This is a genomic window from Gottfriedia acidiceleris (assembly GCF_004138285.1).
GTDB classification, from domain to species: Bacteria; Bacillota; Bacilli; order Bacillales; family Bacillaceae_G; genus Gottfriedia; species Gottfriedia acidiceleris_A.
The window spans coordinates 1-18,721 of the sequence record NZ_SCFN01000008.1; the positions used below are offsets into that span (position 1 = coordinate 1).

General features: G+C 35.3%; 14 protein-coding genes and 1 riboswitch. All 14 genes read left to right on the forward strand.

Annotated elements, in window-relative coordinates:
* Positions 1 to 295 precede the first annotated feature (295 nt).
* Positions 296 to 1,393 carry a PRK06851 family protein gene (locus EP747_RS13630; RefSeq protein ID WP_129690689.1) on the forward strand — a complete coding sequence of 366 codons (1,098 nt, stop codon included), beginning with the start codon at positions 296 to 298 and terminating at the stop codon, positions 1,391 to 1,393.
* A gap of 478 nt (positions 1,394 to 1,871) precedes the next feature.
* Positions 1,872 to 5,384, forward strand: coding sequence for a S8 family serine peptidase (locus EP747_RS25225; protein WP_129690690.1), 3,513 nt, complete (start codon positions 1,872 to 1,874; stop codon positions 5,382 to 5,384).
* A gap of 246 nt (positions 5,385 to 5,630) precedes the next feature.
* Positions 5,631 to 5,732: riboswitch (purine riboswitch) on the forward strand.
* A gap of 131 nt (positions 5,733 to 5,863) precedes the next feature.
* Complete coding sequence (purE, locus tag EP747_RS13640) at positions 5,864 to 6,349, forward strand: 5-(carboxyamino)imidazole ribonucleotide mutase (RefSeq protein ID WP_097973951.1); 486 nt, start codon at positions 5,864 to 5,866, stop codon at positions 6,347 to 6,349.
* Complete coding sequence (purK, locus tag EP747_RS13645) at positions 6,346 to 7,494, forward strand: 5-(carboxyamino)imidazole ribonucleotide synthase (protein ID WP_129690691.1); 1,149 nt, start codon at positions 6,346 to 6,348, stop codon at positions 7,492 to 7,494. The genes purE and purK overlap by 4 nt, the downstream gene beginning before the upstream one ends.
* The gene (gene purB, locus EP747_RS13650) at positions 7,491 to 8,786 is read left to right on the forward strand and encodes an adenylosuccinate lyase (protein ID WP_069032643.1); all 1,296 of its coding nucleotides are present in this window, start codon (positions 7,491 to 7,493) and stop codon (positions 8,784 to 8,786) included. The genes purK and purB overlap by 4 nt, the downstream gene beginning before the upstream one ends.
* 116 nt (positions 8,787 to 8,902) lie before the next feature.
* Positions 8,903 to 9,625: a phosphoribosylaminoimidazolesuccinocarboxamide synthase gene (gene purC / locus EP747_RS13655; RefSeq protein WP_129690692.1), complete on the forward strand. Its 723-nt coding sequence runs from the start codon at positions 8,903 to 8,905 to the stop codon at positions 9,623 to 9,625.
* Complete coding sequence (purS, locus tag EP747_RS13660) at positions 9,613 to 9,867, forward strand: phosphoribosylformylglycinamidine synthase subunit PurS (protein ID WP_069032645.1); 255 nt, start codon at positions 9,613 to 9,615, stop codon at positions 9,865 to 9,867. The genes purC and purS overlap by 13 nt, the downstream gene beginning before the upstream one ends.
* Positions 9,864 to 10,547, forward strand: a complete 684-nt coding sequence (purQ, locus tag EP747_RS13665; RefSeq protein ID WP_129690693.1) for a phosphoribosylformylglycinamidine synthase subunit PurQ — start codon at positions 9,864 to 9,866, stop codon at positions 10,545 to 10,547. The genes purS and purQ overlap by 4 nt, the downstream gene beginning before the upstream one ends.
* Positions 10,531 to 12,750, forward strand: coding sequence for a phosphoribosylformylglycinamidine synthase subunit PurL (gene purL, locus EP747_RS13670; RefSeq protein ID WP_129690694.1), 2,220 nt, complete (start codon positions 10,531 to 10,533; stop codon positions 12,748 to 12,750). Before purQ ends, purL begins: the two co-directional genes overlap by 17 nt.
* Positions 12,735 to 14,147 carry an amidophosphoribosyltransferase gene (purF, locus tag EP747_RS13675; protein WP_098859437.1) on the forward strand — a complete coding sequence of 471 codons (1,413 nt, stop codon included), beginning with the start codon at positions 12,735 to 12,737 and terminating at the stop codon, positions 14,145 to 14,147. The genes purL and purF overlap by 16 nt, the downstream gene beginning before the upstream one ends.
* A 76-nt stretch (positions 14,148 to 14,223) precedes the next feature.
* On the forward strand, positions 14,224 to 15,261 hold the full coding sequence (purM, locus tag EP747_RS13680; protein WP_129690695.1) for a phosphoribosylformylglycinamidine cyclo-ligase: 1,038 nt from the start codon (positions 14,224 to 14,226) through the stop codon (positions 15,259 to 15,261).
* Positions 15,261 to 15,824: a phosphoribosylglycinamide formyltransferase gene (purN, locus tag EP747_RS13685; protein ID WP_129690696.1), complete on the forward strand. Its 564-nt coding sequence runs from the start codon at positions 15,261 to 15,263 to the stop codon at positions 15,822 to 15,824. The genes purM and purN overlap by 1 nt, the downstream gene beginning before the upstream one ends.
* A gap of 47 nt (positions 15,825 to 15,871) precedes the next feature.
* Positions 15,872 to 17,407, forward strand: coding sequence for a bifunctional phosphoribosylaminoimidazolecarboxamide formyltransferase/IMP cyclohydrolase (gene purH / locus EP747_RS13690; protein ID WP_129690697.1), 1,536 nt, complete (start codon positions 15,872 to 15,874; stop codon positions 17,405 to 17,407).
* Between the two features lie 19 nt (positions 17,408 to 17,426).
* Complete coding sequence (purD, locus tag EP747_RS13695; RefSeq protein WP_129690698.1) at positions 17,427 to 18,692, forward strand: phosphoribosylamine--glycine ligase; 1,266 nt, start codon at positions 17,427 to 17,429, stop codon at positions 18,690 to 18,692.
* The last annotated feature ends 29 nt before the right edge of the window (positions 18,693 to 18,721 follow it).

Genomic DNA, 18,721 nt, shown 5'->3' on the forward strand with positions numbered 1-18,721 from the left:
GGGGGTTTCCCCCTGTGAGAGTAGAACGTCGCCTGGTAATCAAAAACATCAGCTATTAGGCTGATGTTTTTTTTATGTTTAAATTTGCAAATGTCAGTTCTTATCATGACTTTACATATAGAGAGAAAATATCAGAAGTCTAAAAGACAAGTTTAAGAATCGCAACAAGTTCGGATAAAAAATTAACAGTTACTTTACTTTTGCTAAAAATTAATAAAGTAAACAATAATATTAATGCTAGGCAAACACCCTTAATTATAAATCTACATAACCTAGATTGAATGGAGGGAAAAAGATGAGAGGAAAAATACTCAATTATTATGCAGGAGGTAATACTGCAAAAGGGTTTTATAATCTCTATGACTCAGCTTTAGAGGATTTAGATAAACTATTTATTCTAAAAGGTGGTCCAGGTACTGGGAAATCAACTTTAATGAAAACAATTGGAGAATTGATTGTAAATAAAGGAATCGATATTGAATATTTACATTGCTCTTCAGATACCAATTCAGTTGATGGCTTAATTATCCCGAAATTTCAAATAGGTATAGTAGACGGAACAGCACCACATGTAATTGAACCAAAAGCTCCAGGGGTTATTGAGGAATATGTGAATTTAGGTGTTGCTTGGGATTCTAATAAATTATCCGTACACAAGGAAGCAATATTATCACTAAATGCTGAAATTTCTAAGAAGTTTCAAACAGCATATAAAACATTTGCGGCTTCATTAAGTGCCCATGATGAGATTGAAGAAATTTATATCTCTAATATGGACTTTTTAGAAGCTAATAAACTGACTGACGAATTGATAGCGCAATTTTATGGTAATGACAGTAATACTGAAAAAGACTCCAAAGTAAAACATAGATTTTTAGGTGCAGCAACTCCAAGTGGTGCGGTTGATTATATTCAAAATTTAACAGAAGAAATCGAAAAGCGATATTTTATTAAAGGTAGAGCTGGTTCCGGTAAATCAACAATGTTAAAGAAAATAGCAGCTGCTGGAGAAGAAAGAGGATATGATGTAGAGATATACCATTGTGGATTTGATCCAAACAGTCTTGATATGGTAATTATTCCGGAAAAAGGTATTGCAATCTTTGACAGTACAGCACCACATGAATATTTTCCTGATCGTGAAAATGATGAAATTATTGATATGTATGAACGATGTATTACGCCGGGAACAGATGAGAAATATGCTACTGAAATAGAAAGAACAACAAATTCATATAAAGATAAAATGAAAGAAGCAATTTCTTATTTGGCAGAAGCTAAAGTTCTTAGAGACGAATTAGAAGCTATTTATATTGAAACAATGGACTTTTCAAAAGTTGATAAAATTCAGTCTGAATTAATAGAGGAAATTGAAAGTATCATAAAAAATTAAAATTATCTAATCTCTAAAAAGGCGAAACCAAAATGGTATCGCCTTTTTTAATTTAAATTATTAGTACTTATTAATCATTTTTTCTACGGAATTAGAATAAATATATGAAATTAAACAAATTTTCTTTATATTTCCACAAATTAAAATGAAAAAGAGTATATATTATTAAAAATTTCCGACACAATTATTGAATTATCGTTATATAATTTAGAATTTTTACAATTAATTTTGTCTAATACAATTTTTTTTGCCGTTTTTTGTAGAAATAACGCCTTAAATCATATGAAATTCCCCCAATTTACTTCGAAATATGTTGAATGTACATTTAGATAGTATTGTATTTATTTACTCACTTAATGGTAAGGGCTTAAGTTTAAACAAATTGACTATTCTCTATTTATTAAACTACTAACCTCTTAATCATAGTATTAAAGTAAATACATAATCGAAATATTACACTCATAAAAGGAGAACTCTAATGAAATTCAGTAAAATTATACCGTTTAAAGTAATGACTACTGTGGCTTTATCCTCTTTGATTTTCTCATCTTATACGGCTCTTGCGGAAAATAATGATACAACTACTCAAGCGATTGAGGATCAATTACCACAATTACTAGATCAAAGTCCAAAAGGCAAAGAGGACTTATATAAAGATATAAAAAAGGAAGAGTCTGAGAAAACGTATAAACCTACCGATAATGTTCGTTTTATAGTGCAAATTGAACAACCATCAACTACTGACACTTCTACATCAAACAAAAAATCCTTATTTAAAGAAAAACAAGACAAAGTAATCGAAGAAATCACAAAGAATAATAAGGCTAAATCAAATTCCCCTAAATTAAAACAACGTTTCTTTGAAGGGTTCAATGGTTTTAGTGTTGAGACGGAATATCAGAATCTCAATGAAATTAAGTCTATTCCTGGAGTACTTAACGTAAGTGTTGCAAAAACTTACCATGAAACAATGGCAGCGAGTAAAGAATTAGTACAAGCTCAAAAGGTTTGGAATCAATATGGTTATCAAGGTGAAGGATTACTTGTAGCCGTAGTTGATACAGGTATTGACTATACGCATAAGGACATGAAGTTGACTGAAAAAGGTAAACAAAAACAGAAGTTAACGCAAAGTGGAATTAGTAGTAAATTAGGCTCAACTTCTGTAAACGATATTTGGTACACAGATAAAGTACCAACAGGCTATGATTGGGCTGATAATGACACGGATGTGATCCCTCATGGAGATGGAAGTCCACACGGTACGCATGTTTCAGGTACAATTGGTGCAAATGGTGACGAGGCGAATAGTGGTGTTCAAGGAATCGCGCCTGGAACTCAATTATTAGCTGAAAAAGTGTTCTCCGATATAGGTGGAGGTGCATCCGAGGATAACATCATCGCAGGGATCGAGCATGCTGTTACAATGGGTGCAGATGTTATTAATATGAGTTTAGGTGTTGATGCAGGTTTTGTAGGAGAAGACTTTGACCCAATTCAGAAGGCGATTCGTTATGCAACGGAACAGGGTACACTTGTAATAGTTTCTGGTGGTAACTCAGCCTACAGTACAAAACACAACTTATTATTCCCTTCTGCTTATCAGCCATATGCAGAAAATCCAGATATTGGAACAGTAGGTGCACCTGGAGTAAGCCCTTTTGCTTTATCAGTTGCTTCTTATGAAAATACAAAAGTGCACTTAAATACTTTAGGGGATGCTAATGGTTTTAAACTTCCTTTCCAAGATCAAACTTACTTTGCACCAAAGTACAACTTTAAACTTTCTAAAAATTTAAACCCTGGTCAAGAGTATGAGTTAGTCTACGTAGGCGAAGGTTCGAAAACTGCTGATTTTATTAATAAAAACGTAGAAGGAAAAATCGTTGTAGCAAAAATGAACAATCAATATACTTCATATTCATTTGTTCAATTTAACGCTGCAAAATATAAAGCAAAAGCTGTTATTGTCATCCCGCCTAGTAATATAGTAGATTATCCGACTCTAAGATTTAGTGAATTTTCAATTCCAGCTGCAACAACTGGTAAGGCTGTAGGTCAAGAATTAATAAATAAATTAGCTAATAATCAAATTGTTAAGATGAAGTTAGACGGAGATACATGGATTGATAATCCTGATAAAAACACGATGTCTGATTTTTCATCATACGGTGCACCAAGTACACTAGATTTTAAACCAGAAATCTCTGGTCCTGGTGGAAATATTTACTCAACGGTTCCTGGAAATGATTATGAAGTCATGAGTGGTACATCTATGGCAGCTCCTCATGTTGCTGGTGGTTCAGCATTGGTGTTACAGTCACTTTATGAAAAAGGATTACAGCATTCAGAAAATACTGCTTTAAAAGCAAAAATAGCTTTAATGAACACATCAAATATTGTAATGGATCCAAGTACAAATGGAGAAGTTCCATATTCACCACGCGTTCAAGGCTCTGGTTTAATGCAAATTCAAAATGCGATTAGTACACCAGTCATTGTTACAAATAGAATCGGTTCTCTAGAGCAAGCTGGAGCAGTAGCTTTAAAAGAAATTGGAAAAAGTACTAGCTTTAAATTAAATGTTGAAGCATTTGATGCACCAAAAGAGAAAAATAATAGCGATGACATCGAATACAATGTTTATGTAGATTTATTAAAAGATAAAACGGAAACAAAGCAATTTGATTTAGATAATAATGGTACCCTTGATTCAAAAGATTATTTAACATTAATAAGTGAACGAATTGATGGCGCAGCAATTACTGTAAATGATAATAAAGTAACTTACAAAGATGGTTCATTACTGAAAATTAAACCAGGTCAAACAAAAATGCTGACTATTAATGTAAATTTACCAGATTCATTAAAGAAAAATAGTTTTGTTGAAGGATTTGTTCGTTTAGTTCCTGTAACTAAAGACCAAGATAGAGCTGTACCAATTTCTGTTCCTTATATGGGATTCTATGGAAAATGGGACGAGCCAAAAAACATTGATCCTCCAGCATGGGAAAAAGATGCGTTTTTAGGTTATACAGCGCTTTGGGATGGGACTTCAGAACGTTATCCAAAAGGATTTAATCCAACAACTGGTACATTCGATCTTAACAAAATCGCAATTTCGCCAAACTACCATTTAAATGGAATTTATTCTTCATTTACGGCTTTACGTAATTTAAAAGAAACTGAAATGAATATCGAAGACCAATCAGGTAATACGGTTAAATATTTAGGTAATTTTAGTGAGTTCGATGGAAAGCCATATAAATTCAGAAAAAATATAATGTCATATGGTGATACCAGCTATAACGAACTTTATGCTTGGGATATGACAGATGAGTCCGGAGAATTTGTTCCAGATGGAGACTATAAATATGTAATTAGAACAACATTAGATTATCCAGGTGCCAAACCACAAGAAGTGAAAATGCCAGTAAAAGTTGATTCAGTACTTCCTAAAGTTACAGACATTACAGTTACGCCAAAAAATGGAAAGTTCGAAATTTCATGGAAGGGTACTGATGAGAATGGATACGCAGGTTCAGTTGTTTGGGTTAATGGAAATCAATATTCACCAGGAGCAGCACAAACATTACTAGTAAATGTTGAACCGAAAAATATAGTTGTAGTTGGAGCCGACAACGCATTTAACCACTCACACACTTCTTGGGGGGACCAAAGTTCACAATACAAGAGTCCATGGATCGTTCTTTCAAATGCTAGTATTTATCCGACTACAAATATAAACCAAAACAAAGCAGCAGAAATTGCTATGTTTGCTCAAAACAGAGTAGACTTTACCTTAAATGTGAAAGATGCAAATGGAAAAATTGTCGATTCATCTGAATTTAAAAATGAAAAAGAATTTAAGACTAAATGGATTCCAGAAGCTGTTCTGCCAAACGGCACATACTATATCTCTGCTGATGTTACGACAAAAGATGGGTTCAAAGTAACATCAACTCCGACTAAAGTAACGGTTGTTCAATAAAAGTCAATAATTGAAAAAGCTATCTTTCCCATTTATTATAGGGATAGATAGCTTTTTTGTTCTTCATTGATTATTCGATAATAGAAATCCGAATAAGAAATAAAAAAATTACAGTTGCTATCAGTAATTTAATAAAAATAGGCATCATAGAATGTATAAAACTGAGTAAAACACGAACATTAAAATATTTTTTAAGAAAAACATTCATATTTTGTTGAAAAAAGAGTAATAAATTGATACTATAGAGATAGGAAATTTAGCAAACCTCATATAAGTTTGGGAATATGGCCCAAAAGTTTCTACCTAGTAACCTTAAATTACTGGACTATGAGGGGAAGTTAATCACACGTGTACGTTATCAGTATACGCCTAAGTAGATTATCTTTCTCGCCATAGAGGGATATTTCTATTTAGGCGTTTTTTGTTGGAAATTTATTGTAAAAATAAAAAAATAGCGAATAAACTTGGGGGAAAAGCAGATGAAACCGGTAGTTGGTGTCATTATGGGGAGTACAAGTGATTGGGAAACAATGAAACATGCTTGTGATGTGTTAGAAGAGCTAAATATAAGCTATGAGAAACGAGTTGTTTCGGCACATCGTACACCAGATTTAATGTTTGAGTATGCAGAATCAGCTAGAGAACGTGGTATTAAAGTAATTATTGCAGGTGCAGGCGGGGCTGCTCACTTACCAGGAATGGTAGCAGCAAAAACGACACTTCCAGTAATTGGTGTACCAGTACAATCAAAAGCTTTAAATGGTTTAGATTCATTATTATCAATTGTACAAATGCCAGGTGGTGTACCTGTTGCAACTGTTGCAATTGGTAAAGCAGGTGCGACGAATGCAGGCTTACTTGCAGCTCAAGTATTAAGTATCCAAGATCAAGAAGTTTATTTAGCATTAGAAACTCGTCGTGAAAACACTACTAAACAAGTTCTAGAAAGCAGTGAATCACTATGAATAGCAAAGTAATTCTACCAGGACAAACAATAGGGATCATCGGAGGAGGCCAACTTGGAAGAATGATGGCGCTTTCAGCGAAAGAAATGGGCTATAAAATAGCGGTTTTAGATCCTACTCCAAACTCGCCTTGTGGGCAAGTATCTGATATAGAGATTACGGCTGAGTATTCTAATATAGAAGCAATTAAACAGCTTGCGAAAGTAAGTGATGTTATAACATATGAATTTGAAAATATTGATGTAAACGCACTTGAGTATTTAGATGAACATTCCTATTTACCTCAAGGTAGTGAGTTATTAAAGCTAACAAGAAATAGATTAACTGAAAAAACAGCTATTCAAAATTTAGGAATTAAGGTTGCTCCATTTCGATTAGTAGAAAATGAAGAGCAATTTTCTGAAGCAGTTAGGAAAATAGGTTTACCAGCTGTTTTGAAAACGACAACAGGTGGTTATGACGGAAAAGGGCAAGTTGTTTTAAGATCTGAAGAAGACTTTGTTGAAGCGTTAGAACTTGTTAAAAAACAGCAATGTATTCTTGAGGGCTGGGTTCCTTTTGAAAAAGAATTGTCAATAATTGTCGCAAGAAATAGTAATGGAGAAGTAAGTACGTTTCCAATAGCAGAGAATGTTCATATAAATCAAATTCTGCATACTTCATCTGTACCGGCAAATACCTCAAAATCAGTAATAGAAACAGCAGAGAACTATGCAAAAAAAGTAGCTAGCTCATTTCATCTTGTAGGCGTTTTAGCAATTGAGTTATTTGTAACAGAAGATGAGCAGGTTTATATTAATGAATTAGCTCCGCGTCCACATAATACAGGACACTATACGATGGAGGCAGTTGAAACTTCACAATTTAAGCAGCATATTCGAGCGGTTTGTAATCTACCATTAGGGAATACGGAATTACTTAAACCAGTTGTAATGGTGAATATATTAGGTGAACATGTTGAAGAAGTATTGAATGTAATGCAAAATGATAGTACATTAAATGTCCATCTTTATGGTAAAGAAGAAAGCAAAAAAGGCCGTAAAATGGGACATATTAATATAATGGCAGCATCAACGGAACTAGCGATGCAAAAAGTACAAGAGTTAGGGATTTGGGAACAAAACCCGATGGAGGTAAAAATATGATTGAACGTTATTCACGCCCAGAAATGGCAGCAATTTGGACAGAAGAAAACAAATTTAAAGCTTGGTTAGAAGTTGAAATCTTAGCATGTGAAGCATGGGCTGAATTAGGGGATATTCCTAAAGAAGATGTAAAAGTGTTACGTGAAAAAGCTTCTTTCGATATAAACCGAATTTATGAAATTGAAAAAGAAACACGTCATGATGTAGTCGCATTTACACGTGCAGTTTCTGAAACATTAGGCGATGAACGTAAATGGGTACATTATGGCTTAACATCAACTGATGTAGTAGACACGGCACTTTCATACTTACTACGCCAGGCAAATGATATCTTATTAAAAGATCTAGAGAACTTCATTGGAATTCTTGAAACGAAAGCTAAAGAACATAAGTACACAGTAATGATGGGACGTACTCACGGTGTACATGCAGAACCAACTACTTTTGGCTTGAAACTTGCATTATGGACTGAAGAAATGAAACGTAACTTAGAGCGATTTAAGAATGCGATTGAAACAGTTCGAGTAGGTAAAATCTCAGGCGCTGTTGGAACATACGCAAATATTCCTCCATTTGTTGAAGAATATGTTTGTGAAAAGTTAGGAATTCAAGCAGCTCCAATTTCAACTCAAACATTACAACGTGATCGTCATGCTCACTACATGGCAACACTATCTTTAATTGCAACTTCAATTGAGAAGTTTGCAACTGAAGTACGTGGATTACAAAAAAGTGAAACACGTGAAGTTGAAGAATTCTTTGCAAAAGGTCAAAAAGGCTCTTCTGCAATGCCACATAAACGTAATCCAATTGGATCTGAAAACATGACAGGTTTAGCTCGTGTAATTAGAGGTCATATGGTAACGGCTTATGAAAATGTATCACTTTGGCATGAAAGAGATATCTCACATTCATCTGCAGAAAGAATCATCTTACCGGATGCAACAATACTTTTAAATTACATGTTAAATCGATTTGGAAATATTGTTAAAAACCTTACTGTATTCCCTGAGAATATGAAACGTAACATGGACCGTACTTACGGATTAATTTATTCTCAACGTGTACTTCTTGCTTTAATTGAAAAAGGAATGTCACGTGAAGAGGCTTATGATACTGTTCAACCAAAAGCAATGGAAGCTTGGGAAACTCAAGTACAGTTTAAAGAGCTTGTAGAAGCAGAGGAAAAAATTACTTCTTTATTATCTCAAGAAGAAATTAATGATTGCTTTGACTACAGCTACCACTTAAGTCAAGTCGATACAATTTTTGAACGCTTAGGATTAAATTAATAAATAATTGTTTGGCTAAGATTAGAGAAAAAAATTCTTAGCCAAACAATTCAAATAACAGATAAAGCATAAATTCTATTGGGTGTTTAAATGAGGATATGGGAGGCATTGTTAGCATGGCAGAGCAAGTAATGTTGTATGAGGGAAAAGCAAAAAGAATTTTCTCAACTGAGAATCCTGAAATTGTAAGAGTTGTGTACAAAGATTCAGCAACTGCATTTAACGGTGAAAAGAAAGCAGAGATTGCCGGTAAAGGTCGCTTGAATAATGCAATTACTAGTTTACTATTTTCAAAGTTAATGGAAACAGGTATTGCTACTCATTTCGTAGAAAAAACTTCAGAACTTGAACAACTTGTAAAACGAGTAACTATTGTACCAATTGAAGTAGTTGTTAGAAATATCGTTGCTGGTAGCTTATCGAAACGCATGGGATTAGATGAAGGTGTTAAGTTAGAAAAGCCAATCATCGAGTTTTATTACAAACGTGATGATTTAGGTGATCCGATTATTAATGAAGATCATATCGCTGCACTTGAACTAGCAACAACTGAAGATCTTGTAACAATTAAAGAAATTGCTCTCCGTGTTAATGATGTACTATTAGAACAGTTTAATGAATGTAATGTTCGATTAGTCGATTTTAAATTAGAGTTTGGCAAATTAAATGATGGAACTATTTTATTAGCAGATGAGATTTCACCAGATACTTGCCGATTATGGGATAAAGATACAAACGCGAAATTTGATAAAGATGTATTCCGTAGAGATTTAGGTAACTTAACAGATGGATACGAAGAAATTTTAAAACGCTTAGGGGGATTATCATGTTCAAAGTAAGAGTATTCGTTACATTAAGAGAAAGTGTTTTAGATCCACAAGGAAATGCAGTTAAAAATGCACTTCATAGCATGAATTTTAGCGAAGTTCAAGATGTTCGTATCGGTAAATATATGGAATTATTGATTGATAAAAATGTTGCAGATTTAGATACTACTGTAAAAGAAATGTGTGAAAAGTTATTAGCAAACATCGTAATTGAAGATTACCGTTATGAGGTAGAGGAGGTAGTCGCACAGTGAAGTTTGCAGTAATTGTGTTCCCGGGCTCAAATTGTGATGTTGATATGTATCATGCAATCAAAGATGAGTTAGGCGAAGAAGTAGAATACGTATGGCATGATTCAACGAATTTAGATGAATTTGATGGTATCTTATTACCAGGTGGCTTCTCATATGGAGATTACTTACGCTCTGGCGCAATTGCAGGCTTTGCAAACGTGATGGATGCCGTGAAGAAAGCTGCAGCTGAAGGTAAACCAGTATTTGGCGTATGTAATGGATTCCAAATCCTAACTGAAGCAGGTCTACTACCAGGTACTCTTAGACGTAATGAGAAATTAAAATTTATGTGTAAGCCTGTTGAGCTAGTTGTTGAAAACAATGAATCAATGTTTACAACTGGTTATGAAAAAGGTCAAGTAATTACAGTACCAATCGCACATGGTGAAGGAAATTACTATTGCGATCAAGAAACATATGAATCACTTAAAACTAATAATCAGATAATTTTCCGTTATCAAAACAATCCAAACGGTAGTTTAGATGATATCGCAGGAATTGTTAACGAAAAAGGAAATGTATTAGGAATGATGCCACACCCTGAGCGTGCAGTTGATGCATTATTAGGCTCAGCAGACGGACTTCAACTATTTCGTTCGATTGTAAGAAACTGGAGGGAAAACCATGTCGTTACTTCTTGAGCCAAATCCAATTCAAATTGAAAATGATAGAATTTATGCCACTATGGGCTTAACTGATGAAGAGTTTCAATTAGTCAAATCAATTATTGGTCGCAATCCGAACTATACAGAGCTTGGATTATTCTCAGTAATGTGGTCAGAACATTGTAGTTATAAAAACTCAAAGCCTTTATTACGTAAATTCCCAATTAGTGGTGAACATGTTTTACAAGGACCAGGTGAAGGAGCAGGTATTGTTGATATTGGCGATGAGCAAGCTGTAGTATTTAAAATCGAAAGCCATAATCATCCTTCTGCAATTGAACCATACCAAGGTGCTGCAACTGGTGTAGGTGGAATTATTCGTGATGTATTTTCAATGGGAGCACGTCCTGTTGCACTTCTAAATTCTTTACGATTTGGTGAATTAGAAACTCCAAGAGTTAAATATTTATTTGAAGAAGTTGTTGCAGGTATTGCTGGATATGGAAACTGTATTGGTATTCCAACAGTTGGTGGAGAAGTAAACTTCGATCCATGTTACGAAGGCAATCCTTTAGTAAATGCAATGTGTGTTGGTTTAATCAATCATAAAGATATTAAAAAAGGTCAAGCGCATGGTGCTGGAAATACAGTAATGTACGTTGGTGCTTCAACTGGTCGTGATGGAATTCATGGTGCAACTTTTGCTTCTGAAGAGTTATCTGATGCATCTGATGAGAAACGCCCAGCGGTACAAGTAGGCGATCCATTTATGGAGAAGTTATTACTTGAAGCATGTTTAGAAGTTGTTCAAAATGACGCTCTTGTTGGTATTCAAGATATGGGCGCAGCTGGATTAACATCTTCATCTGCTGAGATGGCTTCAAAAGCAGGAATGGGAATTGAGATGAATCTTGATTTAGTTCCACAACGTGAAGCTGGTATGACAGCTTACGAAATGATGCTATCAGAATCTCAAGAACGTATGTTACTAGTTGTAGAAAAAGGTAGAGAGCAAGAAATCGTAGACTTATTTGAAAAGTATGATCTACATGCTGTATCTGTAGGACGTGTTACAGATGATAAGATGCTTCGCTTACTTCATAAAGGTGAGGTTGTAGCTGAATTACCTGTAGACGCTCTTGCTGAAGAAGCTCCAGTATATCATAAGCCATCAACTGAACCTGCATATTATGGTGAGTTCCAAGCGATGGAAAACTATATTCCTGAAATTAGTGATTCAAAAGAAACGTTAAAACAATTACTTTCTCAACCTACAATTGCAAGTAAAGAGTGGGTTTACGGTCAGTATGACTATATGGTTCGTACAAATACAGTAGTTGCTCCAGGTTCTGATGCTGCAGTGATCAGAATTCGTGATACAAAAAAAGCTCTAGCAATGACAACAGACTGTAATGCACGCTACTTATATTTAGATCCTGAAGTTGGTGGGAAAATTGCAGTAGCAGAAGCAGCACGTAATGTAATTTGTTCAGGAGCTCGTCCTCTTGCAATTACAGATTGCTTAAACTTCGGAAATCCTGAAAAACCTGAGATTTTCTGGCAGTTAGAAAAAGCAACTGATGGTATGAGTGAAGCTTGTAATGTATTAAGCACTCCAGTAATCGGTGGTAACGTATCATTATATAACGAAACAAATGGTGAAGCAGTTTACCCAACTCCTGTAGTTGGTATGGTAGGTCTAATTGAAGATGTAGAGCACATCACGACTCAAAACTTTAAAACTGCTGGTGATTTAATTTATGTAATCGGCGGAGCAGAAGCTGAATTCGGTGGAAGTGAGCTTCAAAAATTATTAAATGGCAAAATCTTTGGTAAAGCACCAAGTATTGATTTAGCTGTTGAATCTAGTCGCCAAGAGCAAATTCTTGCTGCTATTCAAGCAGGTGTAGTTGCTTCAGCACACGATATTTCTGAGGGTGGTTTAGCTGTAGCGATTGCAGAAAGCACATTTGGTCCGTCAGAAGTTGGTGCAACTATTACGATCGAAGGAAATGAGGTTGTTTCATTATTTAGCGAAACTCAATCACGTTTCTTACTTTCAGTTAAACCTGAACATAAAGAACAATTCGAAGCATTAGTAGATGCAACGTTAATCGGTACAGTTACAGAAGAAACTTCAGTAACAGTTCGTAATGAAAACAATGAAACAGTTCTTCTTGCTTCAGTTGAGGAACTGAAACAAGCTTGGAAAGAGGCGATCCCATGCTTGCTGAAATAAAAGGACTAAACGAAGAGTGTGGAATATTTGGAATTTGGGGGCATACTGATGCTGCCCAAATCTCCTACTATGGTCTTCATAGCTTACAACACAGAGGCCAAGAAGGAGCTGGAATTGTTGTAACTAATGGGAATGAGCTTGAAGGTGCTAAAGGACTTGGCTTAATAACAGAAGTTTTCAGTAAAGGTCAATTAAATGATTTACATGGAAAAGCTGCTATTGGTCATGTTCGTTATGCTACTGCAGGCGGAGGCGGCTATGAAAATGTTCAGCCTCTATTATTCCAATCGCATACTGGAAGCATTGCTCTTGCCCATAATGGTAATTTAGTAAATGCTTCAAGATTACGTAAAGACTTAGAGATGCAAGGTAGTATTTTTCAAACTACTTCTGATACTGAAGTACTTGCTCATTTAATTAAACGTAATGGTTCTGCTCCATTAAAAGATAGCATTAAAGCATCTTTAAATATGATCAAAGGAGCTTTCGCTTACTTAGTTCTAACAAAAGATGCAATGTATGTCGCACTTGATCCAAATGGCTTTAGACCATTGGCGTTAGCTAAACTAGGTGACGCTTATGTTGTAGCTTCAGAGACGTGTGCATTCGATGTAGTCGGAGCGAAATATATTCGAGATATTAATCCGGGAGAATTACTTATTATTTCGGACAATGGAGTCGAAACTGATCAGTTTACTTCATCAGTTAATCACACAATTTGTAGTATGGAATATATTTATTTCTCTCGTCCTGATAGCAATATTGATAATATCAATGTTCATGCTGCACGTAAAAATATGGGGCGTGTATTAGCTAAAGAAGCTCCTGTTGAAGCAGACGTAGTAATCGGTGTTCCTGATTCAAGTATTTCAGCAGCAGTTGGTTATGCAGAAGAATCTGGTATTCCATATGAACTTGGATTGATTAAAAATCGCTATGTAGGTCGCACATTTATTCAACCTTCTCAAGAACTTAGAGAGCAAGGGGTTAAGATGAAACTTTCTCCAGTTCGTTCGATCGTTGAGGGGAAACGTGTAGTAATGGTAGATGATTCAATCGTTCGTGGAACTACAAGCCGCCGAATCGTACAAATGTTACGTGATGCAGGTGCAAGTGAAGTTCATGTTCGTATTGGCGCACCACCATTGAAAAATCCTTGCTACTACGGTATTGACACTTCTACAAGAGAAGAGTTAATTGCTGCAACTAATACAATAGAAGAAATTTGCGAAGAAATTGGTGCAGATTCATTAGAATTTATTAGTCTAGAAGGATTACTAAATGCTATTGGTAGAAATCATGAAGGACCAAATAGAGGTCAATGTACTGCTTGCTTTACAGGGAAGTATCCAACAGTAATCTATGATGAAAATGAATTAGTACATTCTCATAATTAAAAAATCGAGGCGGTGAGCAGTCGCCGCCTCTTTTCAATTGAATCTATTCATAAGGACTGAAAGGGGAAATCATCACATGGCGAATGCATATAAACAAGCTGGAGTAGATATCGAAGCTGGCTATGAAGCAGTGAACAGAATGAAGAAACACGTTCAAAAAACAATGCGTCAAGAAGTTCTTGGTGGATTAGGAGGATTTGGAGGAATGTTTGATCTTTCCAAATTCAACTATAAAGAACCAGTTCTTGTATCAGGGACAGATGGAGTAGGAACAAAATTAAAATTAGCTTTCCAAATGGACCGTCACGATACGATTGGCATTGATGCAGTCGCGATGTGTGTGAATGATATTGTGGTTCAAGGTGCGGAGCCTTTATTTTTCCTAGATTACTTAGCAGTTGGCAAGGCTGTACCTGAACGAATTGAGCAAATTGTAAAAGGTGTATCTGATGGCTGCGTTCAAGCAGGCTGCTCATTAGTCGGTGGAGAAACTGCAGAAATGCCTGGAATGTATCCAGAAGATGAATATGATATTGCTGGTTTTGCAGTAGGGATTGTTGACAAGCCGAAGCTTGTAACAGGACAAAGCATTAAAGAAGGAGATATCTTATTAGGAATCTCATCAAACGGGATCCATAGTAATGGATATTCTCTAGTTCGTAAAGTTTTATTAGAAAAAGGTGGCTTAACACTTGATCAACACATTGATAAATTAGGTCATACTTTAGGTGAAGAACTACTACGCCCAACTAAAATTTATGTAAAACCAATCTTAAATGTCCTAAAAAAGTTTGAAGTAAAAGGTATGGCACATATTACTGGTGGTGGGTTTATTGAAAATATCCCTAGAATGCTTCCAGAAGGAATCGGTGCAGAAATTGATTACGGTTCATGGCCGATCCAACCAATCTTTGATTTATTAGAAGAGATTGGTGAATTGAAGCGCGAAGAAATGTTTAATATTTTTAATATGGGTATTGGTATGGTTCTTGCGGTTAGTGAAGAGAACTTACATGACACTATTAAACTATTAGAAGAAGACGGAGAAAAAGTATTTATTATTGGAAGAACAAAAGCAGGTGAAGGTGTAACCTTTGGCGGAGGTTCTCTGTAATGAAGAAGATTGCCGTATTTGCTTCAGGAAATGGCAGTAACTTTCAAGCCATTCTTGATGCAACTCTAAGCGGAGAAGTGAATGCTGAAGTGAAATTACTTGTTTGTGATCGTCCAAATGCATTTTGTATCGAACGAGCAAAGCAAGCAAATATTCCATCATTTATATTTTCAGCGAAAAACTATGAATCAAAAGAGCAGTATGAAGGTGAAATTATTGCCCAACTTAAAGAGTTAAATGTCGAATTTATCGTATTAGCTGGTTATATGAGATTGATTGGTCCGACAATTTTAGACTCATTTCCTGGGAAAATTGTAAATATTCATCCTTCATTTCTACCATTATTTCCTGGAAAAGACGCAATTGGTCAAGCTCTCCTAGCTGGTGTCGAATCGACTGGAGTAACAGTTCATTATGTCGATGAAGGAATGGATACTGGTCCAATTATTGCGCAAGAAGAAATTCTGATTGAAAAGGGAGATTCTAAGGAGTCTCTTGAGCAGAAGGTTCATAGTGTCGAGCATGTTTTATATGTGCAAACACTAAAAAAATTGTTTAGTTAACTAGATTAGATATAGAGCATGAAATCGATTAGATAGGGGAATGTATCATGAAAAAACGAGCTTTAGTTAGCGTTTCAGATAAACAAGGGATTATTGAATTTGTAAGTGGATTAATTAAACATGATTTTGAAGTTATTTCAACAGGTGGAACTTTTAATTTATTAAAAGATGCTGGATTAAATGTAATTGGTATTTCAGAAGTAACTAACTTTCCAGAAATTATGGATGGTCGTGTAAAAACATTACATCCTTCAATTCACGGAGGTTTACTAGGTGTTCGTTCAAATGAAGAACATATGCGTCAAATGAACGAGTTAGGTATTCAGCCAATTGATTTAGTTTGTGTAAATTTATATCCGTTTAAAGAAACGATTATGAAGCCTGATGTTACATTTGAAGATGCAATTGAAAATATCGATATCGGTGGCCCTACAATGCTTCGTTCAGCAGCTAAAAATCATGAGTTTGTATCTGTAGTAGTTGACCCGACAGATTATGAAGTAATTTTAGCTGAGTTAGCTGAAAAAAATACGGTTTCTATTGAAACGAACCGTCGATTAGCTGCTAAAGTTTTCCGCCATACTGCAGCTTATGATTCATTAATTTCTAATTATTTAACAGAGCAAGTAGGAGAAGAAAATCCTGAAAGCTATACTGTTACTTACGAATTAAAACAATCTTTACGATATGGTGAAAATCCTCACCAAAAAGCAACGTTCTATCGTGCTCCAATGCCAACAGTTTCATCTATTGCTTATGCAGAGCAATTACATGGTAAAGAGCTTTCTTATAACAATATTAATGATGCAAATGAAGCATTAAATATTGTACGCGAATTCTCCAATCCAGCTGTTGTCGCTGTAAAACACATGAATCCTTGTGGAGTAGGCGAAGGCACTACAATTGAAGAAGCTTATGATCGTGCTTATACTGCTGATCCAGTTTCGATTTTTGGAGGAATTATTGCGACAAACCGTGAAGTTGATGCTGCAACAGCTAAGAAAATGCATGAATTATTCTTAGAAATTATTATCGCTCCTTCATTCAGTGAAGAAGCTTTAGAAATCTTAACTAGTAAAAAGAACTTACGTTTATTGACAGTGGACTTAGAAACTAAGCCTACGTTTGCTCCTAAATTAACGACAGTTCATGGTGGCTTATTACGTCAAGATATGGATACATTTGGATTAGATGATTCAACAATTACAGTCCCTACAAAACGTCAACCGACTGAAGAAGAGTGGGAGAATTTAAAATTAGGTTGGAAAGTTGTAAAACATGTTAAATCAAATGCGATTGTTTTAGCAAAAGATCATATGACAATCGGTGTTGGTGCAGGTCAAATGAATCGCGTTGGAGCTGCAAAAATTGCGATTGAACAAGCTGGCGAAAAATCAAATGGCGCAGCGTTAGCTTCAGATGCATTTTTCCCTATGAATGATACAGTAGAAGCAGCGGCTAAAGCTGGTATTACAGCAATTATTCAACCAGGCGGATCAATCAAAGATGAAGATTCAATAAAAAAAGCTGATGAATATGGAATTGCAATGGTCTTTACAGGGGTTCGTCACTTTAAACATTAAGAAATAAGGAGATGACAAGATGAAAGTATTAGTCATTGGTCGAGGAGGCCGTGAGCATACAATTGCTTGGAAGGTAAATCAATCGGAGAATGTAACAGACGTATTTGTTGCTCCAGGAAACGATGGAATGATTGATGTTGCAACACTTGTCAATATTGATGAAAGTGACCATGAAGCACTTATTGCATTTGCAAAAAAGGAAGAAATTGATTTAACAATCGTTGGTCCTGAAGTTCCTTTAATGAACGGAATTGTAAATGATTTTCGTGCTGCTAATTTAAAGATTTTTGGTCCAACTAAGGAAGCGGCAATTATTGAAGGAAGTAAAAGCTTTACAAAGGATTTAATGAAAAAATATGCTATTCCGACTGCAGCTTATGAAACATTTACTAATTTTGAGGAAGCAAAAGCATATGTTGAAAAAGTTGGTGCACCGATTGTTATTAAAGCTGATGGATTAGCAGCTGGTAAAGGTGTAGTTGTAGCGATGACAATTGAAGAAGCAATCATAAGCCTTCATGACATGCTACTTGATGAAAAGTACGGCGATGCAAGTGCATCTGTAGTAATAGAAGAATATTTAGAGGGCGAAGAATTCTCGCTAATGTCGTTTGTTAACGGGAATAAGGTTTATCCTATGGTAATCGCTCAAGACCATAAACGTGCTTATGATGGAGACAAAGGACCTAATACTGGTGGTATGGGTGCTTATTCACCAGTACCACAAATCTCAGAGTCAGTTGTTGAACAATCTTTAAAAGAAATAGTAGTACCAGTCGCAGAAGCAATGATTTCTGAAGGAAGACATTTTACTGGAATACTTTATGCAGGTTTAATGTTAACAAGCCAGGGACCTAAAGTAATCGAGTTTAATGCAAGATTTGGGGATCCAGAGACTGAAGTTGTATTACCTCGTTTAGAGAGTGAGTTAGCTGAAGTGTTGCTAGGAATATTAAATGAAGAAGAAATCCATTTAGAATGGTCAGAGGAAGCTGTTGTTGGAGTTGTGCTTGCTGCAAATGGATATCCTGAAGTTCCTGAAAAAGGCGCTGTAATAACTGGATTAAATAATGTAAGTAATGAAACGATGGTTTTCCACGCAGGAACAAAACTTGAAAATAATGAATATGTTACAAATGGTGGAAGAGTATTAATTATTGCGCATAAAGGAAGCTCAATTAATGAAGCTTGCGAAAATGTATATAAGCAAATTGACACGATTCAATCAACTGGCTTATTCTATCGCCACGATATAGCGCATAAAGCAATTAAAGTAAATAATTAGTAAGAAAGGGTCGTCATTTATTATCAATG